Origin of the sequence: Pseudonocardia sp. C8 (assembly GCF_014267175.1) — a bacterium.
In the GTDB taxonomy this organism is placed as follows: Bacteria; Actinomycetota; Actinomycetes; order Mycobacteriales; family Pseudonocardiaceae; genus Pseudonocardia.
Window position 1 is genome coordinate 2124019 of record NZ_JACMTR010000002.1, and the last position, 24048, is coordinate 2148066.

Below are 24048 nucleotides of genomic sequence, written 5' to 3' on the forward strand. Positions count from 1 at the left end.
GCATGACGATACAGGGAGGCGTGCAGTGGAACTACGCGAGATGATCTCCAGGGGCCTCGTCCGTGCCCCCGGCGTGTGGGACGGTCTGACCGCACGGCTGGCCGAGCAGGCAGGCTTCGGAGCGCTGTGCGCATCCGGCTTCGCGATCTCGGCATCGCTGGGCTACCCGGACGCCGAGCTCTACACGATGTCGGAAAACCTGCAGGCCGTCCGGACCGTGCGGGAAGCCAGCGCGCTGCCGCTGATCGCCGACATCGACACCGGATACGGCAACGCCGTCAACGCGGCCCGGACGGCTCGCCGGTTCGCTGACGCCGGGGTGGCGGCGGTCTTCATGGAGGACCAGCGCTCGCCCAAGCGTTGCCCGTTGATCCCGGGCGCCGAGGTCGAGCTCGTCGACACCGCCGAGGCCGAGGGCAAGGTCCGGGCGGTGAAGGACGCGGCCGGTGACATGATCGTCATCGCACGCACCGACGCGAGGGGCGACGAGGCGCTGCGCCGGGCAGAGGCGTACGTGCGGGCCGGTGCCGACATGATCATGCCGGTGACGAGGACGTTCTCCACCGTCGAGGAGTGGGCCCGTTGCCGGGAGGTCGCCGGCGTGCCACTGACCGCGACCCTGACTGCGTCGGCGTGGACCGAGCGGGAGTTCACCACCGATGTCATGGATGAGGTCGGTGTCCGGCTCGCCCTGCTGCCGACGCAGGTTCTGATGGCGGTCACCGGGGCCGCGCAGCACTGCCTGCGGCGCCTGGCCGCGGGCGAGCCGCCGGCGTCGGTGAGCGCGGACGGCCTGGGACACCACGACTTCATCGGACTGATCGGGATGGACGAGATCGAGCGCCAGCAGCACGCCTACCTGCCCGCGGCGGTGGTGTGACCGTGGGCGGCACGATCGCCGAGAAGATCCTCGCCCGAGCGGCGGGCGTCGCGTCCGTGCGGGCCGGGGAGAACCTCCCGGTCCGGCCCGACTACATGATCGCCTACGACTTCCCCGGCTACACCGACGTCATGTTCCGGCAGATGCACGACGAATTCGGTATCCGCGAGCTCGCCGAGCGGGACCGCTACGTGGTGTTCATCGACCACATGCTGACCCGTGGTGATGAGCGGGAGCAGGAGGTCCATCAGGTCACCCGTGACTGGTGCGAGTACTACGGGATCGCGCTGCACGAGGCCCGGGGGATCGGACACCAGGTGATGGCCGAGCTCGGATATGCGCAGCCCGGCAACTTCCTCATCCATTTCGACGGGCACATCTCCGGTGCGGGGGCGTTCGGTGCACTCGGCTGGGGCGTTCGGCGGGACCTGCTCGAGGCCTGGGTGTCCGGTCGGATCTTCCTCGACGTCCCGGCGACCACCCGGTTCGAACTGGCCGGGGAGTTCCGGCCCGGCGTGGACAGTCGCGACCTGGTGCACCGCATCATCTCCGACCTCGGCGCCGACGGCTGCGCGCACCAGGTGATGGAGTTCGGCGGACCCGGTGCCCGGGCGATGTCGATCGATCACCGGCAGGGCTTGTGCGGGATGGCGATGTTCACCGGCGCGGTATCCGCGGTCTTCGAACCGGACGAGGCCGCTCTGGAGCACGCGCACCGGGTCGGGGGTGGAGGGTTCACGCCGCAGTCGCCGGACCACGACGCCGGGTACCACGCCGTCCATCACTACGATCTCGCGACGATCGTGCCGCAGGTGGTGCTGCCCGGGTCGGCCCGTTCAGCACACACCCGTGACGCCGCCGAGCTCGGTGGCACGGCGGTGACCAAGGCGTTCATCGGGTCTTGTGCATCGGGCCGGATCGAGGACATCCGCGCGGCCGCCCGTGTCCTGCGCGGCCGGTCGGTGGCACCGGGGGTCGAGCTGAACGTGGTCCCGACCTCGGAGGCGGTGCACCGCCAGGCGGAGGAGGAGGGGCTGCTCGAGGTGCTCCGCGAGGCCGGCGCGCAGATCGCCCGGTCGAGCTGTGACTTCTGCTTCGGGTACCAGAAGCCGCTCCAGCCGGAGGAGAACTGCATCTCCACCGGCGTGCTGAACATCTCCGGCCGGATGGGCAGCACCGCCGCCAACATCTACATGGGATCCGCGTCGACGGTCGCAGCCAGCGCCGTGGCGGGGAGCATCTCCGCAGCCGAGGAGGTCCGGTGAGCGCCAGCCGTGACTACCCGCCACCGGCCGATGTGATCAGCGGGCGGGTGGCGTGGGTGTTCGGTGACGACTTCGACATCGACCTGGTGATCGGTGTCGAGAACATCAAGTCCTACGAAGCCGAGTTCCTCCGCAGCAAGGTCATGCAGGACTACGACCCGACCTTCGCCGACCGGGTACGGCCCGGTGACGTGATCGTGGGGGGCCGGAACTTCGGCTACGGTCACCCGCACTACCCCCCGATGGTCGCCCTGCGCGACCTCGGCATCGCCGCGGTCCTCGCCGAGTCCTTCTCGCCGGGGTTCTGGCGCGGCGAAACCTACAACGGGATGCCGCTGGTCACCGTCCCGGGGATCGCCTCCGCCGTGGCCGTGGGCGACGCCGTGCATCTCGACTGGCGGGCGGCCGCGGTCACGCTGCCCGGCGGCCGGGAGCTGCGAGGCACTCCGCCGAGCGCGCGGGTGATCCGCGTGATCGAGGCGGGGGGGTCGCTGAACCTGCTGCTCGCGGAGCACGCCCGGACCTGACCCCGGGCCCACCACCACGCCGGCCCACGCCGGCCCATGCCGGTCCATGCCGATCAACGCTGATCAGGAGCTCACGTGTCCGAGACGACCTCCGCGCCCGGTGCCACGGCGGCACCGCCACACTCCGTCCTGTCCGCCCGCCGGGCCGCGCTCGCCGGCGGGGTGGGAACGCTGATCGAGTACTACGACTTCAGCGTCTACGCCTTCCTCGCCGTCACCCTCGGGCCGCTGTTCTTCCCCAGCGACGAACCCGGCGTCTCGATCCTGCTCACCCTGGCCGTCTTCGGGTCGGCCTACGTCATGCGGCCGCTCGGAGGCTGGTTCTTCGGCCGCCTCGGTGACCGGCGCGGCCGCAAGCACGCCCTGGTCGTCACCGTGGTCACGATGGGGGCGTTCTCCGGGTTGCTGGGCCTCCTGCCGGACTTCGCGACGGCCGGGATGCTGGCGCCGATCCTGCTCGTCCTGGTCCGGCTCGCCCAGGGCTTCTCCGCAGGCGGTGAGATCGGTGGTGCTGCCACCTACGTCGCCGAGTCGGCGCCGCCCGGTAGGCGAGGCCTCTACGGTTCGCTCACCCCGGTCGGGTCGACCCTCGGCTTCGCGGTGGCCGCGGCGGTGGTCGGGCTGGTGACGGCGGTGACGACGCCCGAGCAGATGTCCGCGTGGGGCTGGCGGGTTCCGTTCCTGATCGCCGTCCCGCTGGCCCTGATCTGCCTGTGGGTCCGCGTGAAGCTCGAGGACACCGCCGAGTTCGAAGCCATGGCCGAGCGCCGCGAGGTCGTTCGCAGCCCGCTGCTGAACGTGCTCCGGGAGCGCCCCGGGGCGGTGCTGCGCGTCGTCGGGATCGCGATCGCCATGAACGGCACCGGGTACGTCGGGCTCACCTACTTCAGCACCTACCTGATCCAGACCCAGGGGTTCGGCAAGCAGGCCGTCTACTGGGCGTCGGCGATCGGGATCGCGCTCGCGTGTGCCACGTACCCGCTCGCAGGCATGCTCACCGACCGGTTCGGGCGCCGGCCGGTGCTGCTCGCCGCCTACGTGCTCTACCTGGCGCTGGCCTGGCCGGTGTTCGCACTGCTCGGTGCCACGTCGAGCATCGTCGTGGTCACGGTCACCTACGTCGTCTACATGGCGGTGAACGGCTTGGCGCAGGTTCCGGCGTTCCCACAGTTCACCGAGCTGTTCCCGCGGCGGATCCGCTACACCGGCGTCGCGCTCGGCTTCAACGTCGGCACGATCCTGGCCGGTGGCTCTGCGCCCTACGTCGCCGCGCAGCTCGTGCAGAGCACCGGGAACCCGATGTCGCCGGCGTTCTGGGTGCTGGGGGTCGCGCTGGTCGGCATCGTCACCGTCCTGTCCATGCGGGAGACCGGCCGGGACCGCCTCCCGGTGTAGGCCCCGCATCAGCCCAGGTACCGGCGGGCCCCGGAGTACGTGCCGTCGAACCGGACCGGCGTGATCCGCACCGGGGTCGCCGCGTCGAACGCCTCGATCATCCGTCCGTCCCCGGCGTACAGCGCGACAAAGGAGGCGCACCGCGCCGTCCCCGACCGTGCCGATCACCACCGTCAGCAGCGGTCGCCTTGACGCCGTCCCGGCCCGCCCGTGAAGGTGAGCCGACAACCGAAGACGGCGGGCGGGAGGCAGGAAGCCGGTGCGAGTCCGGCGCGGTCCCGCCACTGTGTCCCCCGATCGAACCCCGACGGGGCAGCCAGACACTGCACCCACCCGCCGCGCCACCTCCACCCGGGACGAGGATCCCGAGGAAGGTCCGCCGAATGACGCGCGCCCGTACCGGTGAAGTCCGGTGATCCTGCTCCTGTCCACCTCGGACACCGATCTGCTCTCCGCCCGCGCCAGCGGCGCCGGCTACCGGCTCGCCAACCCGAACCGGGTGCTGCTCGACGAGCTGGCGACGATGGCCGACGAGGCCGACGTCGTCGTCGTCCGGGTGCTCGGCGGCTACCGGTACTTCGAAGAGGGCCTGGACCTGCTGCGGACCCGGTCCACACCGCTGGTCTGCCTGGGCGGCGAGATGGCCCCGGACGCCGAGATGATGGAGCTCTCCACCACCCCGGCCGGGATCGCCGCGGAGGCGCACGTCTACCTGGCCCAGGGCGGCGCGGAGAACCTGCGCCAGCTGCACGCGTTCCTCTCCGACACCGTGCTGCTCACCGGCGAGCCGTTCGACCCGCCGGTCGAGCTGCCCGAGTGGGGCGTCCTCGAGCGGGAGACGGCCGGGCACGACGGGCCGACCGTCGCCGTGCTCTTCTACCGGGCGCAGTACCTGGCCGGGAACACCGCCTACGTCGAGGCGCTGTGCGCGGCGATCGAGGCGAAGGGCGCGCGTCCGCTGCCGATCTGGTGCGCGTCGCTGCGGCAGGCACCGGCCGAGCTGCTGGCGACGCTGCGGCGGGCCGACGCGATGGTCGTCACCGTGCTCGCGGCCGGCGGCACGAAGCCGGCGTCCGCGCAGGCCGGCGGCGAGGACGAGGAGTGGGACGTCGCCGAGCTCGCCGCGCTCGACGTCCCGATCCTGCAGGGCCTGTGCCTGACCAGCTCCCGCGCCACCTGGGAGGCCAACGACGACGGGCTGTCCCCGCTGGACGTCGCCACCCAGGTCGCCGTCCCCGAGTTCGACGGCCGGCTGATCACCGTCCCGTTCTCGTTCAAGGAGACCGACGACGACGGCCTGTCCGTCTACGTCCCGGACGCCGAGCGCGCCGCCCGGGTCGCCGGGATCGCGGTCAACCACGCGAACCTGCGTCGGGTCCCGAACGTGGACAAGAAGATCGTGCTGATGCTGTCGGCGTACCCGACCAAGCACGCGCGGATCGGCAACGCGGTCGGGCTGGACACCCCGGCGTCGACGATCGCGCTGCTGCGGGCGATGGCGGAGGCCGGCTACGTCGTGTCCGACGACACCGGGGAGTTCCCCGGTGTCGAGGCCGGCGACGGCGACACCCTCATGCACGCGCTGATCGAGGCCGGCGGGCAGGACCCGGACTGGCTCACCGAGGAGAAGCTTGCCGGCAACCCGATCCGGATCCCGGGGGAGGCGTACCGGGCCTGGTTCGAGACGCTGCCGCAGGACTTCCGCGAGGGCGTCGAGCAGCACTGGGGGCCCGCACCCGGCGAGCACTACGTGCAGGGCGGCGACATCGTCGTCGCGGCGCTGCGCCGCGGCAACGTGACGCTGATGGTGCAGCCGCCGCGCGGGTTCGGCGAGAACCCGGTCGCGATCTACCACGACCCGGACCTGCCGCCGTCGCACCACTACCTGGCCGCCTACCGCTGGCTTGCCGCGCCGGAGCCCGACGGCGGGTTCGGCGCGCACGCGATCGTCCACGTCGGCAAGCACGGCAACCTGGAGTGGCTGCCGGGCAAGACGCTGGGGATGTCGGCGTCCTGCGGCACCGACGCCGTCCTCGGTGACCTGCCGCTGGTCTACCCGTTCCTGGTGAACGACCCCGGCGAGGGCACCCAGGCCAAGCGCCGGGCGCACGCCACCCTGGTCGACCACCTCGTCCCGCCGATGGCGCGGGCCGAGAGCTACGGCGACATCGCACGCCTGGAGCAGCTCCTCGACGAGCACGCCAACGTCTCCGCGCTCGACCCGGCCAAGCTGCCGGCGATCCGCCAGCAGATCTGGACGTTGATGACCGCGGCGCAGATGCACCGTGACCTCGGCCTGGAGGAGCGCCCGGACGAGGACGTCTTCGACGACATGCTCCTGCACGTCGACGGCTGGCTCTGCGAGATCAAGGACGTCCAGATCCGGGACGGCCTGCACGTGCTCGCCCGGGCCCCCGAGGGGGAGCAGCGGGTCGACCTCGTGCTCGCCGTGCTGCGCGCCCGGCAGATGTGGGGCGGCGAGCAGACCGTACCCGGCCTGCGGCAGGCGCTCGGCCTGGTCGAGGACGGGTCCGAGAGCGGGACCCGCACCGACTCCGTCGAGGCCGTCGCGAAGGCCCTGGTCGCCGGCATGGAGGCGCGCGGGTGGGACGCCGGCGCCGCACCGTCGGTGGTCGCCGAGCAGCTCGGCGGTTCCCCGGCCCCGGAGCTCCCGGGCGCCGACCCCGCCGCGGTCGAGGCCGTGCTCCGGTTCGCCGCCGACGAGGTCGTGCCCCGGCTCGACGCGACCGCGCACGAGCTCGACCGTGTGCTGCACGCCCTCGACGGCGGGTTCATCCCGGCCGGCCCGTCCGGTTCCCCGCTGCGCGGCCTGGTCAACGTGCTGCCGACCGGCCGGAACTTCTACTCGGTCGACCCCAAGGCCGTCCCGTCGAAGCTGGCCTGGGACACCGGGCAGGCGATGGCCGAGTCCCTCGTCGAGCGCTACCGGGCCGACCACGGCGAGTACCCGCGCTCGGTCGGGCTGTCGGTGTGGGGCACCAGCGCGATGCGGACCTCCGGCGACGACATCGCCGAGGTGTTCGCCCTGCTCGGGGTGCGGCCGGTGTGGGACGATGCGTCGCGCCGGGTCCGCGACCTCGAGGTGATCGAGCTCGAGGAGCTGGGCCGGCCCCGGGTCGACGTCACCGTCCGGATCTCCGGGTTCTTCCGCGACGCGTTCCCGCACGTCCTGGCCCTGCTCGACGACGCGGTGCGGCTCGTCGCCGCGCGCGACGAGCCGCCGGAGCAGAACTTCGTGCGGGCCCACGTCGACAGCGACCGGGAGCGGCACGGCGACGACCGCCGGGCCCGCACCCGGATCTTCGGCTCCAAGCCCGGCACCTACGGTGCGGGCCTGCTGCAGCTGGTCGACTCCCGCGACTGGCGGGGCGACTCCGACCTCGCCGAGGTCTACTCCACCTGGGGCGGCTACGCGTACGGCCGCGGCCTCGACGGCGTCCCCGCCCGGGACGACATGGAGCAGGCCTACCGGCGGATCGCGGTGGCGGCCAAGAACATCGACACCCGCGAGCACGACATCGCCGACTCCGACGACTACTACCAGTACCACGGCGGCATGGTCGCCACGGTGCGCGCGCTGACCGGCTCCGCGCCGGCCGCGTACGTCGGCGACTCCACCCGCCCGGAGTCGGTGCGTACCCGCAGCCTGCACGAGGAGACCAGCCGGGTGTTCCGCGCCCGCGTGGTCAACCCGCGCTGGATCGCCGCGATGCGCCGGCACGGCTACAAGGGCGCGTTCGAGATGGCGGCGACCGTCGACTACCTGTTCGGCTGGGACGCCACCACCGGGGTGATCGCCGACTGGCAGTACGAGACGCTCACCGCCGAGTACGTCCTCGACCCGGAGAACCGGAAGTTCCTGCAGGAGTCGAACCCGTGGGCGTTGCACGGGATGGCCGAGCGGCTGCTCGAGGCGGCCGACCGGGGACTGTGGGAGGCCCCCGAGGCGTCCACCCTGGACGCGTTGCGGCAGGCGTACCTGGAGTCCGAGGGGGACCTGGAGGAGGACGGCTCGTAGCCTGGCCCCGTGGCAGGGGCATCGCACGATCCACGGGCCGGCGCCGGCCCGTTCGAGCGGCCGGTCCCGCCGTCGCGGCGGCGGGACCGGCGGACCGACGCCGTCACCTACCGGGTCCGGGTGGGCCTCGCCGGAACCGAGCCGCCGCTGTGGCGCCGTCTCGAGCTGGCCTCCGACCTGTTCCTGGACGAGCTGCACGACGTCCTGCAGGTCGCGTTCGGCTGGACCGACAGCCACTTGCACCGCTTCGGCTCCGGTCGCGGCTTCCACGACCGGGACACCGAGTACTACCTGTGCCCGTTCGAGGTCGAGGAGGGCGAGTCCGGGATCCCGGAGGGCGAGGTCCGCCTCGACGAGGTGCTCGCCGACCCCGGCGACACGCTGCTCTACCTTTACGACTTCGGCGACGACTGGCAGCACACCGTGCGCCTGGAGGCCGTCCTGCCGCGGGACCGGGATGCGCCGCGGGCGGTGTGCACGGCAGGAGGGCGGCCGGGCCCGCCCGAGGACATCGGCGGCGTCCACGGCTACGAGCTCCACGACGCCGCCACCGACCCGGCCCGCCCCGACCACGCCGCGGCCCGTGCCGAGTTCGCCGCGAAGTTCGGCTCTGAGGTCGATCCCGCCGCGATCGACGCGACGCCGTTCGACGCCGGCTCGATCACTGCGGAGCTCGTCGAGGCCGGGCCCGCGCCGCGACCGGCCGCCGCGCTGCCCGGCCGCCTCGCGGATCTGGTGAGCGAGGTCCGGGACCAGCGGGAGGCCGTCCGGCTCGTCCGGTGGATCGCGCGGACCCGGCCGGGCGAGCCGGTCACGATCGACCCGGACGTCGCCGCGGGCATGGTCCGCCCGTACACCTGGCTGCTCGACCGGATCGGCGACGGCGGGATCACCCTGACCTCGGCCGGTTACCTGCCGCCCGCCCATGTCGAGGCGGCGGCGACCGAGCTGGGCATCGCCGACGAGTGGATCGGCACGCTCAACCGGGAGGCCCACACCCTGCCCGTGCTGGAGCTGCGCGAGTCCGCGCGGAAGGCCGGACTGGTCCGGAGGAACCGCGGAAAGCTGCTGCTCACGGCCCGTGCACGACGGCTGCGGGCCGACCCGGTCGCGCTGTGGTGGCACCTGGCCGAGCAGCTTCCGCCCACGTCCCGGGACGCGTGCGAGAACCAGGCGGGGCTCCTGGTCCTGGTCGGTGTGGCCGGTGGCCGGGCCGAGGGCCTCGACAGCGCCGTCGCGCGGACGCTCGGCGCGCTCGGATGGGTGAGTGGCGACCGCGTCCCGCTGACGTCCCACGACGTGGTCGGGATCGCCCGCGAGACGTGGACCGTGCTGCAGCGGTTGGGCGCCGTCACCGGCCGGCGGTTCCGCGAGCAGGAGCGGGTGACGCCGGGAGGGATCGCCTTCGCCCGCGCCGCCCTGACGCACTGGCCCGCGGGACGCTGAGGAGCCGGGCCGTGCGGCCTCGGCGCGCCCGGCGGCCATGCCGGCGGTCCCGCTCCTTCGCTGACGGGCGCGTGGCCCCAGCTCAGGCGTCTCCGTCGATGCGTGGCCGGGGAGCACGCTCGTTCGGGTGCCACAACGCGGAGAACGGGAGCGCCCAGATGGGCCCACCCAGGTGCCGGGCTTCGGGGATGGTGCACAGCACGATGCCTGCCGAGAAGTCTGCGCCGAGGCGCTGTTCGAGGAGACGCAGCCCGCGAAGATCGTCGGCTCGCACCGTGGCGCCGGCCTTGATCTCGACCCCGACGACGTGGCCGTCGCCGGACTCCAGGACGATGTCGACCTCGACACCGGTCCGGTCCCGGAAGTGGAACAGGCTGGGTCTCGTCCGGGACCACTCGCACTGGGCTCGGAGCTCGCCCGCGACGAAGGTCTCGAGGAGACGCCCGGCAAGGTCGGGATCGGTGCGCAGACGGCCGCCGAGGAGCCGTGCGGCAAGCCCCGTGTCGGTGATGGTGAGCTTGGGTCTGCCCCCCAGCGGTCTTGCGATTCGCAGCCCTGCTGTCTGCGATTCGCAGAGGCTATCTCTGCGATTCGCAGCTGTACGGCCTGCGATTCGCAGCGAGATCTCCTGCGCGTCGCGGTCGACGTGAACTTCGGACGGGAAGTCGGTGTGGTGGGGCCACGTCTCCGGAACGGGCACGATCGACCGCGATGGCTTCCGCGCTGCTCGCCGTCCGCCCGCATCCCGAGCTGTGGCCGTTCCTCGCCCCGCGCCGCCGTCGGGAGGTCGTCGAGGTCGGCCACGACCCGGACGCGACGGTCGGGCACGTCGTGCAGTCGCTCGGGATCCCGCTGACCGAGGTGGGCCCGCTCGCCGTCGACGGCGCCGGTGCCGGCCCCGCGCACCGGCCCCGGCCCGGCGCGCGGATCGACGTCGGCCCGGTGTCCCGGCCGCAGCGGGTGCCGGGCGCGACCGGGTTCCTGCTCGACGTCCACCTCGGCACGCTCGCCCGCCGGTTGCGCGTGCTGGGCGTGGACGCCGCCTACCGCAACCCGGCCGACGACGACGCGCTGGTGCGGCAGGCCGCCACCGAGCAGCGGGTGCTGCTGACCCGGGACCGGGGCCTGCTCATGCGGCGCGCGCTCTGGGCCGGTGCGCACGTGCGCGGCGACCGGCCCGCCGACCAGCTGGCCGACGTGCTCGACCGGTTCGCGCCTGCCCTGGACCCGTGGACCCGGTGCCCGGCCTGCAACGGGCTGCTGGACGAGGTCGCGAAGGCCGACGTCGCCGACCGGCTCGAGCCCGGCACCCGCCGCTGCTACGAGCGGTTCGCCCGCTGCCGCGCGTGCGACCGGGTGTTCTGGCACGGCGCGCACGGCCGCGGGCTGGACGCCGTCGTCGCGGCGGCCCGGGCGCAGCTCGGGACCGCGGGGCGCCCGGACGGACCCCCCACCGCGGGCGGCCGCTGATCGCGCCCGGCACCGTCCGCGCCGAGGACGGCCGAGCGGGCGGCGTGCTCACCCCCGGCCCAGCGGCCACGACACCAGCAGCTCGTGCCGGGCCCGGCCGTCCGGGCCCGCGCCCAGGCGGCTGCGCACCAGGTGCAGCTCGCGGGCGGTCCAGGCCCGGCCGTCGAACCCGCCCAGCGCTGCCACCGCGGGCCGCAGGTCGGTTTCGCCCCGCGCGCGGGCCAGCGTGAGATGGGGCCGGTAGGGGCGGTCCTCGACGGCGAGCCGGGCGCGCCGGGCCGCGGCCCGCACGGACGCGGCCAGGCGGCCCAGCCGCTCGACGTCGCCCTGGACCCGGGTCCACAGCACCCGGTGCCCGAACCGGCCGGCACCGGCCAGCGACAGCGTGAGGGGTTCGTGCCGGGCCGCCGCCCGCGCCAGCCGTCCGACCAGGTCCTGCCGCGCGTCGTCGTCGACCTCGCCGAGGAACGCCAGCGTGAGGTGCCACTGCTCCGGCACCGCCCAGCGCAGCGCGGGGGAGCCGTCGCGCAGGGCCGCCGTCGCGGACCGCAGCTCGTCGACCACCTCCTGCGGGGGCGTCACCGCGACGAACAACCGCACCCCGGCATGTTCGCACGGGCCGGGCGGGCGTGACCGTGCCGCGGCGGGGTAGGCGCGGGGTGTGACCGAGCCGAACGACTATCCCGAGGACGACCCGCGCCACCACACGACGCGGCTGCGCGGCCTGCTCGACCAGCTGGCCGACCATGCGCTGGCCGACGTGGACAAGGTCAGCGACCCGGGGGCGCAGGCGCTGTTCGAGACCACCGCCGAGGTCTGCCGCGGGCTCGCGGCCGCGATGCGCCGCCACGAGCAGCGGACCTGACCCGTCCCTGGCACCTGGCACCCCGGCACCCGGCGCCCCGGCACCCCGGCACCAGGCACCAGGCACCCCGGCGCCCGGTACCCCGGCACACTCATGGAGCTTTAGTCCTGCGGGACGGGACCAAAGCTCCATGAGTGTGCCGGGGTACGCGGTACCGTCCGGGGTGCGCGGAGCGTCGGGGTGCGCGCGTCGGGGGTGTGCGGGGGTGTGCGGGGGCGTCCGGGCGTGCGCAGGAGTGGCGGGCGTGCCACGGTCGTCGTCGTGCAGGAGCAGCTGGAGCGGGCGGCCGCGCTGCTGGCCCGCGCCCGCCGGGTGACCGTCCTGACCGGGGCCGGGGTGTCCACCGACTCGGGCATCCCGGACTTCCGCGGACCGCAGGGCGTGTGGACGCGCAACCCCGAGGCCGAGCGGCTGTCGTCGTACCAGGCCTACCGCGACGACCCGGAGGTGCGCCGCGAGTCCTGGCGGCAGCGCGCCGCCCACCCGGTCTGGTCGGCCCGCCCGGGACCCGCACACGAGGCACTGGTCGCACTGGAACGGTCCGGGCGGCTTCGGGCGCTGCTCACCCAGAACATCGACGAGCTGCACCAGGCCGCGGGCTCCGCACCGGAGCGGGTGGTGGAGCTCCACGGCACCGTGCACCGCACCCGGTGCCTGTCCTGTGGCGCGCTGGCTCCGATGTCCGAGGCCCTCGACCGGGTCGCCGCAGGCGAGGAGGACCCGCCGTGCCCGGACTGCGGCGGGATCCTCAAGTCGGCGACGATCTCGTTCGGGCAGGCGCTGGACCTCGACGTGCTGCGGCGCGCCCAGGACGCCGCCCAGGACTGCGACGTGCTGCTCGTCGTGGGGAGCTCGCTCGGCGTCCACCCGGCGGCCGGCCTGGTCGACGTGGCCGCGGCGGCGGGTGCCGACGTCGTGATCGTCAATGCGGAGCCGACCCCCTACGACGACGTCGCGACCGTCGTCCTGCGCGGCGGTGCCGGGGAGTTGCTACCCCGGATTCTCGGCGGCGGTTGACGGGGTCGGCGGCGCGAACCGTCCGTGCTCGGATCACCTCCGTCGAGGTGCACCTCAGCGCGAATTGTCGATCTTCGCCGAACCCTGGGCTCCATCTCGGCGGGAATCTCGCCGGTGGCCCGGTCCCGCCCGGCGCAGCGGTCGTTCTCGCGGGCGTCCGGGTCAGCGCGACCGGCGGACGCGGCGCGAGGTCCGCCAGCGGGTCCCGAACAGGGCGCCGGTCCAGGTCACGGTCCGGCTTTGCCGGGACCGGCGCACCGTGCGCCGGAGCGGGCCGAACCGGAGCATCGTGCGGCGCCGCGTGCTCATGCGTCCCGAGGCTACGCCCGGCTCGGGGAGATGTAGGCCGAACCGGCCGGACCACAGCTCCGCGAGTCGTCGCGTCAGGGAGTACGCCGGCGGGGCGCGTCAGGGGCGTGCCGGCAGCCGGGTCCGGGACGCGGCCGCGACGCCGGTCAGGGCCGGCACCGCCACCACCGCGAGCAGCACCGGGAGCGCGACCGCGGGCGAGGACAGCAGCACGAGCAGCGCCCCGCCGAGGCCGACGAACGCGGCCGTCGCGAGCTGGTCGAGCAGCTGGGCCGCCGACGAGTGGGAGCCGACGTCGGCCGGCGCCGAGTGGGCGAGGGTGAGGAACGCGATCGCGGAGAACGCGACGCCCATCCCGAGCCCCGCGAGCCCCGAGGCGCCGATCGCGACCCAGCCCGGGAGCACGCCGGCCGCGACCGGGAGCAGGCCCAGCTGACCCGCCAGGATCACCGCGAAGCCGGAACGCAGCATGACCGACCGGTCGCGGTCCGGGTGGCGCGCCTGCCACGCGGCGGCGCCGGACCAGCCCAGCGAGGCGACGATCAGCGGGATCCCGGCCGTGGCGGGCGACCACCCGTGGGTGGCGGTCATCAGCAGCGGCAGGAACGACACCACCGTGAAGAACGCCGCCGCGACCAGACCGCGGGCCGCCACCACGGCGGGGACGCCCGGGCGGGCGGCGAACGTCCCGCGCGGCAGGAGCCGCCGCAGCGCCGGGACGAGCACGACCAGCGCGACCGCCCCGACGGCCGCGCCCCGCGTGTCGAGGTGCTCCGAGGCCCAGCTCAGCGCCGCGACACCGGCGGCGGCACCCAGCGCGGCGAGCACCGTCCCCCCACCTCCGGAGGGCGGGTGCGGGGCGGGCGGGCCCAGCCGCCGTACCGCGGGGAGGACCAGCACGAGGGCGAGTCCCACGACCGGCAGCAGCCCGAGGAACACCCAGTGCCACGAGAGCCGTTCGGTGACCACCCCGGCGAGCGGCGGCCCGGCCAGCGAGGGCAGCACCCACGCCGAGGAGATCAGCCCGAACACCGCGGGCCGCAGCCGCGCCGGGTACACCGCCGCGACGAGCACGTACACCGCGACGCCCTGCACGCCCGCGCCGAGGCCCTGCAGCACGCGGCCGGACAGCAGCCCGGCCATCGTCGTCGCGACCCCGGCGACGAGCAGCCCCGCGCCGAACACCGCGGGCGCGACGACCAGCGGGACCCGCGGCCCGCGGGCGTCGCACCACCAGCCGCCGAACGCCGTCCCGAACACGGCGGCGGCCAGGAACACCACGAACGGCCACGCGTAGTCGGCGATCCCGCCGAGATCGGAGACGACGACGGGCATCGCGGTGCCGACCCCCATCGCCTCGAACGCGGTGAGGCTGATCAGCAGCAGGATGCCGACCGTCGTCGGTGCCCGCCCGTGCGACCAGACCCCGTCTGCGCGACCCACGGTTCCGACCACGGGAGCACCTTCCGCCCCGGACCCGCCCGGAGGCCAGCCGAATTCCGTGCCGCGTACGCTCCGCGTTTCCGGTGGCCGCGACCGGGTACACGCGGTCATGACCGACCTCACAACGATCATCCTGCTCGTGGTGGTGGTGATCGTCGTCGCGGCGCTCGCCGTGGTTGCGGCGACGATGCTGCGCCGCCGCCACTCGGAGAAGCTCCGCGAGCAGTTCGGACCCGAGTACGACCGCACCGTCCGCGACGCCGACGACCCGCGGGCGGCGGAGAAGGAGCTGGAGCAGCGCCGCAAGCGGCACCGGGCGCTGCGGCTGCGCGACCTCGAACCGGGCGAGCGCGACGGCTACCGGCAGCGCTGGACTCAGGTCCAGCAGGGCTTCGTCGACGACCCGGCCACCGCGGTCCGGGACGCCGACCGGCTCGTCGCCGAGATCATGTCCGCCCGTGGCTACCCGATCGAGGACGTCGACCGGCAGGCCGAGGACCTGTCCGTCCGGTACCCCGTGGTCACCCAGCGCTACCGGGAGGCGCGCGCGATCTCGCGCGAGCACGCGGCCGGGCGCGCCGGCACCGAGGACCTCCGCCACGCCGTGACCAGCTACCGGTCGCTCGTCGAGGCCCTCCTCGAGGACGACGACGCCGACCGCGGTCCGGACCGGGCCGGCACGCCCGACCGCGGCGGGGCCGGCGGCACACACGACCGCGGCGAGGCGCACGGCCGTGACGACGCGCACGGCCGCGCCGGGAGCGACGGGAGCGGCAACGGGGCCCGCCGCCGCGACGGGAGCGCGATGCACGCGACACCGCCGCAGCAGGCGGACGACTCACGACGGGAGACCAGGACATGAACGAGCGTTCGGGCCGCCGGCACGAGGGCCGCGCCGCGCGGCTGGCAGGAGAGCTGAAGGACCGGATCGTCGGGACCCGCGACCACGAACGTGACGCCGCCTGGGACCCCGACGAGGCCGCGACGACCGCGGAGCGGGACGCCGGCGTGCCCGGGCAGCGGGACCGCGACCCCCTCCCACCCGACGAGGGACAGCCGCCGGCGCGCCCGCGGCCCGGGGAGCCGGAGCAGGCCCCGCCCCCCGCCGGGCCGGGCGGCGCACCCGCGCACCCGGGGTCGGCACCGGCCGGGGCGGGCGGCGGGTCCGCGCGTCCGGGTCCGGGACCGGACGGGCCCGGCGGGACCGCGTACCCGGGTCCGGGACCGGCCGGGGCGAGCGGGTCCGCGCGCCCGGGTCCGGGACCGGCCGAGGCGGGCGGGTCCGCGCGCCCGGGTCCGGGACCGGCCGAGGCGGGCGGTGCGCCGGCAGAGCCGGGGCCGCCGCCGGCGGGGACGACCGGGCGGCACGCGACGCCGTCCTCGGAGATGGGCGGCGCGACCGCGCAGCCGACCCGGCGACCGGCCGGCGCGCCACCGCCGCAGCAGGACCAGGCATCGCAGCAGGACCAGGCGCCGCAGCGGGGCCAGGCGCCGCCGCCGCAGGCCCAGCCGCAGCACGGCCAGGTGCAGCAGACCCCGCCGCAGCACGGCCAGACGCAGTACGCCCAGTCGCAGCACGGCCAGGCGCAGTACGGCCAGCCGCAGCACGGCCAGGCGCAGCACGCTCAGGCACAGCAGGCCCCGCCCCAGCACGCCCAGCCGCAGCAAGCGCCGCCCCAACACACCCAGGCGCAGGTGGCCCCGCCGCAGTACGACCAGCCGCGGCACGCCCAGGCTCCGCAGCAGGGACACACCGACGCCGGACCGGCGTCCGGCTACGACGGCCCACCCACCCCGGACATGCCCGAGGGACCGCGGACCCACCACGGCGCCGCGGCACCGGGCGCCGGCGGCACCATCGACGCCCCGGGCGCCGCGGACGCCCCCGGTGCCCCGGGCGGCGGAGTCGACGCGGCCACCGGCGCCCCGGGCGGCGGAGTCGACCCGACCACCGGCACCCAGGGTGGCGGCGCGGCGTCGTCGCTCATCCCGCCGGGCCGGGCCCGGGACTACCAGGAGCGCTGGAACGTCCTGAAGGGAGAGTTCGTCGACGAGCCCCGCCAGGCCGTGCACGGCGCCAACCAGCTGGTCGGGGAGGTGCTCGACGAGCTGGAGGAGCTGTTCCGGCGCCAGCGCGACGACCTGGAGCACCAGTTCTCCCGGCAGGACGCCTCCACCGAGGACCTCCGGCAGGCGCTCGGCCGTTACCGGGAGTTCTTCGACCGCCTGCTGTCGCTCTGACCGGCCGGACCGTCATCCCAGCGGCGGCACGATCGCCTCGACGAGGTGCGGCCCCGGCTCGCTCCGCGCCCAGCGGAGCGCGTCGAGCAGCTCCTCGGTGGTCTCCGCCCGCCGGGCCGGGACGCCGAGCCCGGTCGCCAGCGACACGAAGTCCGGCGTCGGGTCGGACAGGTCCAGCATTCGTCCCGCCCGCCCGGACCGTGCGGCCTCCCCGGCCCCGGTCCGGGCGAGCTCGACCCGCAGGATCGCGTACGCCGAGTTGTTGACCAGCACGGTCGTCACGTCGAGCCGCTCCCGGGCCTGCGTCCACAGCGCCTGGAGGGTGTAGAGCGCGCTGCCCTCGGCCTGCACCGCCACGACCGGACGGTCCGGGGCGGCGACCGCCGCACCCACCGCCACGGGCGGGCCGTGCCCGATCGCGCCGCCGGTCAGGGCCAGCTGGGTGTGCGGGGCCGCGGTCTGCAGGGCGGACGCGAGCGCTGCCGCGGCCGTCAGTGCCTCGTCCACCACGATCGCGCCCTCCGGCAGGGACGCGGCCACCGCGGCACACAGCGAGCGGACGTCCAGCGGCCCGGGCGGCGGGGCGGGCGCGTCGAGCGGCGCGGCGACCGCCACCGCGCCGGGCGCCACCGTGGCGGCCAGCTCCTCGAGGGCCGCGGCGGCGTCGGTGGCGGCGTCGGCGAGCCCGACCACCGCGCAGCCGTCCGGCACCAGGTCCCCGGGCACGCCCGGGTAGCCGAAGAACGACACCGGTGCCCGTGCCCCGGCCAGGACCAGCGACGACGCGCCGTCCAGCTGGGCGAGCGCGTGCTCGGCGAAGTAGCCGAGCTTGTCCACCCGGGGCCGTCCGGCGCCGGTGTCCCAGCACCGCGGGAACGTCTCCACCAGCAGCCGGGCCCCGGTCGCCGCGGCGATCCGGCCGGCCGCGTCCATGCCCCGGGCGGACAGGGCGGACCCGCCGAGCAGGACGACGGCGCCGGGCCGGGTCACCGCGTCCGCCGCGGCCTCGACCCGGGTCTTGCACGGCGCCTCCGGCGGGAGCGACGTCCGCGGGGCAGCGACGGCGCCGCCCTCGGACCAGGAGACGTCGGCCGGCAGCACGAGGGTCGCCACCTGGCCGCCGCGCTCCGAGGTCGCCGCGACCGCCCGCATCGCGTCCTCGGCCACGTCGCGCACGTCACCGGAGGTGTGCACCCACCCCGACACGGTCCGCGCGACCGCGGTGATGTCGGATTCGAGCGGGGCGTCGTGCCGCACGTGCCCGGTCGCGTGCGCCCCCACCACGCACAGCAGGGGAGTGCCGGCCCGGCGGGCGTTGTGCAGGTTCGCCAGCCCGTTGCCCAGACCCGGCCCCAGGTGCAGCAGCACGGCGGCCGGCCGGCCGGTGATCCGGGCGTAGCCGTCGGCGGCGCCGGTCGCGACCCCCTCGAACAACGTCAGCACGCCCCGCATCTCCGGGACGTCGTCGAGGGCCTGCACGAAGTGCATCTCGGAGGTTCCGGGGTTCATGAAGCACACGTCGACGCCGGCCCCGACCAGCGATCCGACCAGCGCCTGCGCGCCCCTCACCCGTCGGTCCCCGTACTCGTCGTCATCATGATCCCCAGTTCACACGGTGCGGGCCCGCCACGGAAGCGGGGGTTGTCGCCGGGCCCGGCTCTGGGAACGATGGGTGCGGAGGTGATGACGTCCATGTCGCTGGATCGCGTGTGGCTGCGCCTGCCCGACGGCGGCCTCGTCCGGGCCGACCAGGCCATCGGCATCGAGGTGCACCGGACCCCGGAGACGCTCGGGAAGCGGTCCCACTGGCTGCTCGACGTCGTGCTGGCCGTCCCGTCGGGCGGCGGCGGCTCCGAGGACGGGTGGCGCACCGGGCCGCTGTACCGGACGCTCGCCCAGACCGACGACGAGGAGCCGGTCGAGGCCCCGGCCGCACTCGCCCGGCTGCTCGCCCAGCTCGACGACGTCGACGCCGCCGGGGTCGTGCGGGCCGACACCGGCCGGCTGGGCCGCGACCCGCACCCGGACCGGACCGTCGCGGCCGGCCCCATCCGGTTCGCCTACACCGCCTTCGCCCCGGTGGCGTCCGACGGCGTCCCGATCGGGCTGCCGGAGGCCGGCGAGGCGCAGCGGATCGGCGCCGGCGTCGTCGACGGGGACTGACGGGGCCTGACGGGGCCTGACGACCGGGACCGACGGCAGACCGCTGCCGGCGGTGCGGGCGGGCTGCTACCGGTGCCCCGACCGGGCCGGCAGCACGGCCGCGAGCACCAGCACGACCAGCCCGGCGAGCGGTACGACCAGCAGCCCGACCTGCAGCCGGGTCGCGTCGGCGATCACGCCCACCACGGGCGGCGAGAGCAGGAAGCCGACCCGCATCAGCCAGGTGACGACGGTCAGCCCGGTCCCGGGGGCGAGGCCGGGGAGCCGGTCGGCGGCCGTCATCGCGGCCGGGACCAGGGTCGCCACCCCGAACCCGGCCACGCCGAACCCGGCGATCGTGCCGGGCACGGTCGGGAACGCCAGGGCGAGCCCCATCCCGGCCAGCACCAGCCCGCCGCCGGTGCGGGCCACGGCCCGCTGCCCGAACCGGTCGACCAGGCGGTCGCCCAGCACGCGCCCGACGAACTGGCAGCCCTGCAGCGCGACGAACCCGAACCCGGCCACGGCCGCGCCGGACCCGAGCCCCTCGAGGTAGATCGCGGCCCAGGTGGAGCCCGAGTCCTCGACGACCGTCCCGGAGTTCGCGATCACCCCGAACGCGAGCAGCAGCACGACCGTGCGCGGCCCGAGCCCGGTCCACGGCCGCCGCGCGCCCTGATCACCGGTCCGCTCGGCGTCCTCGTCGCCCGGCAGCAGCAGCGGGTGGACCGACAGCGCGATCACCACCGACAGCAGCGACGACAGCCCCAGGTGCAGGCCGAGGGGCAGCGCGATCCCGGCCGCGGCCGACCCCATCAGGCCACCGGCCACCGCACCGACCGACCACAGCGCGTGGAACGAGTTGAGGATCGACCGCCCGTAGCGGCGCTGCACCCGCAGGCCGTGCGCGTTCTGCGCGACGTCGACGATCGCGTCGGAGGCCCCGACCAGGAACATCGCAGCGGCGAACAACCCCCAGGACGGCGCGAACGCGACCAGCACCATGCCGAGCGCGATGGCCGCCATCCCGAACGACGCGACCCGCGACGACCGGAACCGGGCGATCAGCGCGCCCGCGGTCAGCCCGGCGAGCAGCGCCCCGACCGGCATCGCCGCCACGGCGACGCCGAACTGTGCGTTGCTCAACGCGAGATCCGTCTTGATCTGCGGGAAGCGCGGCAGCACGTTCGCGAACACCAGGCCGTTGGTGAGGAATACCAGCGCGACACCGGTGCGGGCCCGTCGTTCGGTGGGGCCGGGCAGGACCGCCGTGGTTCGTTGCGTCACTGATCTGATGATGCCCGAGGGCCACCGGGCGGGGCGGACCCCGTGTGACGGGGTCGTCAGCCCCGCAGCTGCTGGAGCCGCCCGGCGGTGCGCAGCGCACCGGACATGCCCCGGTAGGCGCCGCTGCGGGCGCCGTCGCGCAGGCTGCGCAGCCGGGCGCGGCGGTCCCGGCCGGCCCCGTTCCAGGCCAGCAGCGCGCGGCCCCACGAGTCCCGGGCCAGCTCCCGGGTCCCGGCCTCCCGGGCGAGCAGCGCCCAGCGGTCGCCGAAGTCGTCCAGGCCGTCGCGGTAGGCGAACACCGCGGGCCGGATGTAGGCCATCCCCGGGTGCAGCCGCTGCATGGCCGGCGCGTAGTCGGCGAGGACCTTGTCGAGGCACTCGAAGCGGCGCCTGCGGTTCGAGCTGATCGATCCGGTCCGCATCAGCCGCATGTCGAGCAGGTAGCGCCGGGTCCCCCACATGAGCGGGTAGTTCGAGCCGGTCGCGATCCGCAGCCACATCTCGAAGTCGACGGCCGAGGGCAGCGAGGAGTCGAACCCGCCGACCTGGTCGAAGCAGGCGCGGCGGATCATCAGCGAGCTGCCGTTGTGCGGCGGGTTGTTCTCGACGAGCTGCTTGTCGACGTCGACCTTCCCGGACGGCTGCCAGCGCAGCGCCACGACCTGGCCGCTCTCCAGCATCACCCGGGTGTGGCAGTAGGCCATGCCGACGCCGGGCGGTGCGGTGTGCAGCGTCTGGAGCATGTGCCGCAGGAACTGCGGGTGCCAGCGGTCGTCGCCGTCGAGGAAGGCGACGAACGGGGCGGCGCTCTCGGCGAGTGCCCGGTTGCGCGCGGCGCCCGAGCCGCCGTTCGCCACCTGGACCAGCCGGATCCGCGGGTCGCGGCCCGCCCGCGCGCGGACGATGTCGGCGGTGTCGTCGGTCGAGCCGTCGTCGACGACCACGTACTCGAAGCGGGTCTCGGTCTGTGCGAGGACGGAGTCGATCGCGTCACCGATCCACGGCCCCACGTTGTAGGCCGGTGTGATCACCGTCACCAGCCGGTCGCAGCTGCGCACGGAGCGAAACGCTATCAAGCCCCCGTCCGAGTGTGCAGGCGGTCGGGCACCCCCACCCGGGGGCGCCCGGACGGAGCAGCACCGGCGGACGCCGGCCGCGGCGTTGGGCCGGCCGCGTGATCAACTGAGAGGGGACACTCCACAAATGATCTCCCTGGGTGATGGACCCGCTCCGTTCCGTGTACCCGGCGGAGCCCGCGACAGGGGGTCGACTATCCTCCGGGGAATGTCGTACGACGTACGGGTCGCACTGTCGCGGCGCCTGCGGTTCCTCCCGCACCGGGCCTTCGCGGTCCTGCACCACGCCCTGTTCCAGGGCGAGCTCACGACCCTGCGCCACCCGACGACCTACTCGCAGCTGCTCGCCGCGAAGAACCTCGGCGCCCAGCCCGAGCTGGTGCGCATCACGGCGGACAAGTACCTGGTCCGCGAGCACGTCGCGGAGCGGATCGGCGCCGAGCACCTCATCCCGCTGCTCCAGGTCGTCGAGCGGGCCGAGCACCTCGACCTCGACTCCCCGCAGCGCCCGTACGTCGTCAAGGGCACGCACGGCTGCAACATGACGATCCTGGTCCCGTACCCGGCCGCGGCCGACCACGCGGGGATCCGGGCGACGGCCGCCCGCTGGCTGCGCACGGACTTCTACCGGCAGGGCTGGCGGGAGCGCCCCTACCAGGGGATCACCCCGCGGGTGGTCGTCGAGGAGTTCCTCGGTGACGGCCGCACGCCGCCGGCGGACTACAAGTTCTTCGTGTTCCACGGCGAGCCCGCGATGGTCGTCGTCGACCAGGACCGGTTCGTCGCGCACACCTCGACGCTGCTGCACCCGGACTGGGTGCCGTTCCGGATCTCGGGGCGCTTCGCGCAGGCCGCGGTGCGTCCCGAGAAGCCGGCCTCCTACGAGCGGATGCTGGAGATCGCGCGCACGCTGGGCAAGGACTTCACGTTCGCCCGGATCGACCTCTACGACGTCGACGGCCACGTCTACTTCGGCGAGATCACCCACAACCCGGGCGGGGGGCTCGTGCGGCTGCGCCCGCGCGACTTCGACCGTGCGCTGGGGGAGCTGTGGCGCAACGGCGTGCCGATCCCCGAGCGGTTCGTCGACCGGGACTGAAGCCCGGGCTCGAGCCCTACTCGCGCACCCGCGGGAGTTCCTGGGTCGGGGTGTCCGGGCCGGCGACCGGGCCGGTGTCGTCGCCCGGCGCGGCCGTCCCGCCCGGCTCCTCCGGCGGAGCCGGCCGGCGCATCCAGCGGATCACTGACGGGGCCATCACGCACGCCAGCAGCAGCTCGCCGGCCAGCCAGGACCAGCCGACCGCGTCGACGCCGAGCGCGGGAGCCAGCAGCGGCACGCCACCGAGCACGATGATCGCGTGCACCAGCTGCTGGACGGCCAGCCCGCCGGTGCGGTTGGTGAGCCGGCTCTTCGCCATCCACAGCGTCACGATCACCCGCGGGAACATCGACGCCATCAGCAGCTGCAGCAGCAGGGTCGAGTTCGCGACGTACTGCGGCCCGTAGAACCACAGCAGCAGCGGCGCCCCGAGCCCGATCACCACCGACGCCGGCAGGACGATCACGCAGATCCGGCGCAGCACGGCGCGGGCGAACACGTGCGCCCGTTCCGGCTTCCGGGACCCCTCGACGACCAGCGCCGAGCTGATCGCGACCGAGAGCATCGTCATCGCGAGGAACACGGTCTGGGCGGGCAGCAGGTAGGCGCTGGCCGCCTGCCCGATGACCATCACGACGAGGACCGGCAGGAACGACGACATGGCCTGGTTGAACACCTGGCCGAGGTAGTCGCCCGCCATGTAGCGGACGAGCACGGCGCGCTCCGGGGCGCCGGTGCCGGTGCGGGTGGCCGACTCCGCCACGTGCCGGGGCAGCAGCCGCCGGGAGATCAGCAGGGTGAACGGCACGAGCAGCGCGATGACCGGCGCCGTCCACGAGGTGAAGACGCCGTCGGCGACCGAGGTGAACGAGACGACGACGAGCAGGACGAGCTTGACGACGCCGTAGACGCCGTTCTCCAGCACCACCCACATCGCCGAGCGGAGGCCGGTGAGGACCTGGTCCTGCATGTTGAAGATCGACCATGCGGCGGTGGAGACGACGAACCACGCGCCGAACGCGGGGGACACGTGCAGCGGGTCGCCGGGGGAGTAGGCGAGGTGGCAGTAGGTCATCACGCCGGCCGACCCGAGCACGGCCGCGCCCGCCGAGATGCCGTAGGCGGTGCGCACCAGCGACGCGGAGTCCCGGCCCGCGTTGGGGAGGAAGCGGATGATCGCCTGACCGAAGTTCAGCGAGGTCAGCACCGAGATCATCATCATCAGGTTGACCAGCGCGTTGCCGCGCCCGACGTCGTCGGTGCTGAAGACCCGGGCGGCGAAGACCCAGTAGACGAGGCCGAACCCGGAGTTGACGACCGTGTTCAGCATCAGGGCGTACGCGTTGCGGTAGAGGGGGTTGCCCATCTCGCTGCGTACCGACCGCACGCGGCCCGCCACCATCCCGCCGAGGCTCATCGGATGCGGGTCCGGGGCGTCCGCGGGTGCCCCGTCCGGGAGGCCACGTTCGTTGCGTGCACAACACCACGCTAACGGCGTAACGGCCGGGCCGGTGGCGCGGGGCCGCACCGGGTCGCCGGAGGCGTCC

20 protein-coding genes, 1 pseudogene and 1 riboswitch are annotated in these 24048 nt (G+C 74.6%); of the genes and pseudogenes, 13 read left to right on the top strand and 8 right to left on the bottom strand.

The window, feature by feature from the left end; all coding sequences use genetic code 11:
- Positions 1–25 precede the first annotated feature (25 nt).
- The 6 genes from H7X46_RS10625 (at position 26) to H7X46_RS10650 (ending at position 9552) form a co-directional block, all read left to right on the top strand.
- The gene (locus H7X46_RS10625; protein WP_370588699.1) at positions 26–880 is read left to right on the top strand and encodes an oxaloacetate decarboxylase; all 855 of its coding nucleotides are present in this window, start codon (positions 26–28) and stop codon (positions 878–880) included.
- A gap of 2 nt (positions 881–882) precedes the next feature.
- On the top strand, positions 883–2145 hold the full coding sequence (locus tag H7X46_RS10630; protein WP_186359243.1) for an aconitase family protein: 1263 nt from the start codon (positions 883–885) through the stop codon (positions 2143–2145).
- On the top strand, positions 2142–2672 hold the full coding sequence (locus tag H7X46_RS10635; RefSeq protein ID WP_186359244.1) for a 3-isopropylmalate dehydratase: 531 nt from the start codon (positions 2142–2144) through the stop codon (positions 2670–2672). Before H7X46_RS10630 ends, H7X46_RS10635 begins: the two co-directional genes overlap by 4 nt.
- Positions 2673–2747: 75 nt before the next feature.
- Positions 2748–4067, top strand: a complete 1320-nt coding sequence (locus H7X46_RS10640) for an MFS transporter (protein WP_186359245.1) — start codon at positions 2748–2750, stop codon at positions 4065–4067.
- A gap of 249 nt (positions 4068–4316) precedes the next feature.
- A riboswitch (cobalamin riboswitch) is annotated at positions 4317–4393 on the top strand.
- Positions 4394–4479: 86 nt separating this feature from the next.
- Positions 4480–8106: a cobaltochelatase subunit CobN gene (gene cobN / locus H7X46_RS10645; protein ID WP_186359246.1), complete on the top strand. Its 3627-nt coding sequence runs from the start codon at positions 4480–4482 to the stop codon at positions 8104–8106.
- Between the two features lie 9 nt (positions 8107–8115).
- A complete protein-coding gene (locus H7X46_RS10650; RefSeq protein WP_186359247.1) occupies positions 8116–9552 on the top strand; it encodes a plasmid pRiA4b ORF-3 family protein in 1437 nt (478 codons plus the stop codon).
- Positions 9553–9844: 292 nt separating this feature from the next.
- Here H7X46_RS10650 and H7X46_RS30600 read toward each other — a convergent pair.
- Positions 9845–10252, bottom strand: a pseudogene (locus H7X46_RS30600) (DUF4143 domain-containing protein); the annotation flags it as partial.
- 11 nt (positions 10253–10263) lie between these two features.
- Here H7X46_RS30600 and H7X46_RS10660 point away from each other — a divergent pair.
- On the top strand, positions 10264–11022 hold the full coding sequence (locus H7X46_RS10660) for a Mut7-C RNAse domain-containing protein (protein ID WP_186359249.1): 759 nt from the start codon (positions 10264–10266) through the stop codon (positions 11020–11022).
- A gap of 48 nt (positions 11023–11070) precedes the next feature.
- On the opposite strand, the gene thpR is transcribed toward H7X46_RS10660, so the two are convergent.
- Positions 11071–11622: an RNA 2',3'-cyclic phosphodiesterase gene (thpR, locus tag H7X46_RS10665; protein WP_186359250.1), complete on the bottom strand. Its 552-nt coding sequence runs from the start codon at positions 11620–11622 to the stop codon at positions 11071–11073.
- 61 nt (positions 11623–11683) lie between these two features.
- Here thpR and H7X46_RS10670 point away from each other — a divergent pair, with 61 nt between their 5' ends.
- Together H7X46_RS10670 and H7X46_RS10675 are read left to right on the top strand one after the other, a co-directional pair.
- Positions 11684–11887, top strand: coding sequence for a hypothetical protein (locus H7X46_RS10670; protein WP_186359251.1), 204 nt, complete (start codon positions 11684–11686; stop codon positions 11885–11887).
- Positions 11888–12148: 261 nt separating this feature from the next.
- Positions 12149–12904, top strand: a complete 756-nt coding sequence (locus H7X46_RS10675; protein ID WP_370588700.1) for an NAD-dependent deacetylase — start codon at positions 12149–12151, stop codon at positions 12902–12904.
- Positions 12905–13066: 162 nt separating this feature from the next.
- On the opposite strand, the gene H7X46_RS10680 is transcribed toward H7X46_RS10675, so the two are convergent.
- The gene (locus H7X46_RS10680) at positions 13067–13213 is read right to left on the bottom strand and encodes a hypothetical protein (RefSeq protein WP_186359252.1); all 147 of its coding nucleotides are present in this window, start codon (positions 13211–13213) and stop codon (positions 13067–13069) included.
- A gap of 99 nt (positions 13214–13312) precedes the next feature.
- Complete coding sequence (locus tag H7X46_RS10685; RefSeq protein WP_370588701.1) at positions 13313–14668, bottom strand: MFS transporter; 1356 nt, start codon at positions 14666–14668, stop codon at positions 13313–13315.
- A gap of 97 nt (positions 14669–14765) precedes the next feature.
- On the opposite strand from H7X46_RS10685, the gene H7X46_RS10690 reads away from it, so the two are divergent.
- Entirely contained in the window at positions 14766–15518 is a 753-nt protein-coding gene (locus H7X46_RS10690) for a hypothetical protein (protein WP_186359254.1), read from the top strand.
- Complete coding sequence (locus H7X46_RS10695) at positions 15515–16897, top strand: hypothetical protein (protein WP_186359255.1); 1383 nt, start codon at positions 15515–15517, stop codon at positions 16895–16897. Before H7X46_RS10690 ends, H7X46_RS10695 begins: the two co-directional genes overlap by 4 nt.
- Positions 16898–16909: 12 nt before the next feature.
- On the opposite strand, the gene H7X46_RS10700 is transcribed toward H7X46_RS10695, so the two are convergent.
- Positions 16910–18466: an acetolactate synthase large subunit gene (locus H7X46_RS10700; protein ID WP_186359256.1), complete on the bottom strand. Its 1557-nt coding sequence runs from the start codon at positions 18464–18466 to the stop codon at positions 16910–16912.
- Between the two features lie 123 nt (positions 18467–18589).
- Here H7X46_RS10700 and H7X46_RS10705 point away from each other — a divergent pair, with 123 nt between their 5' ends.
- Complete coding sequence (locus H7X46_RS10705; RefSeq protein WP_186359257.1) at positions 18590–19060, top strand: hypothetical protein; 471 nt, start codon at positions 18590–18592, stop codon at positions 19058–19060.
- Between the two features lie 66 nt (positions 19061–19126).
- On the opposite strand, the gene H7X46_RS10710 is transcribed toward H7X46_RS10705, so the two are convergent.
- Positions 19127–20326, bottom strand: a complete 1200-nt coding sequence (locus H7X46_RS10710; RefSeq protein ID WP_186359258.1) for an MFS transporter — start codon at positions 20324–20326, stop codon at positions 19127–19129.
- Between the two features lie 56 nt (positions 20327–20382).
- Positions 20383–21384, bottom strand: coding sequence for a glycosyltransferase family A protein (locus tag H7X46_RS10715; RefSeq protein WP_186359259.1), 1002 nt, complete (start codon positions 21382–21384; stop codon positions 20383–20385).
- 226 nt (positions 21385–21610) lie between these two features.
- On the opposite strand from H7X46_RS10715, the gene H7X46_RS10720 reads away from it, so the two are divergent.
- Positions 21611–22501: an ATP-grasp fold amidoligase family protein gene (locus H7X46_RS10720; protein ID WP_186359260.1), complete on the top strand. Its 891-nt coding sequence runs from the start codon at positions 21611–21613 to the stop codon at positions 22499–22501.
- Between the two features lie 16 nt (positions 22502–22517).
- On the opposite strand, the gene H7X46_RS10725 is transcribed toward H7X46_RS10720, so the two are convergent.
- Positions 22518–23918 carry a lipopolysaccharide biosynthesis protein gene (locus tag H7X46_RS10725; protein ID WP_186359261.1) on the bottom strand — a complete coding sequence of 467 codons (1401 nt, stop codon included), beginning with the start codon at positions 23916–23918 and terminating at the stop codon, positions 22518–22520.
- Positions 23919–24048: the final 130 nt, after the last annotated feature.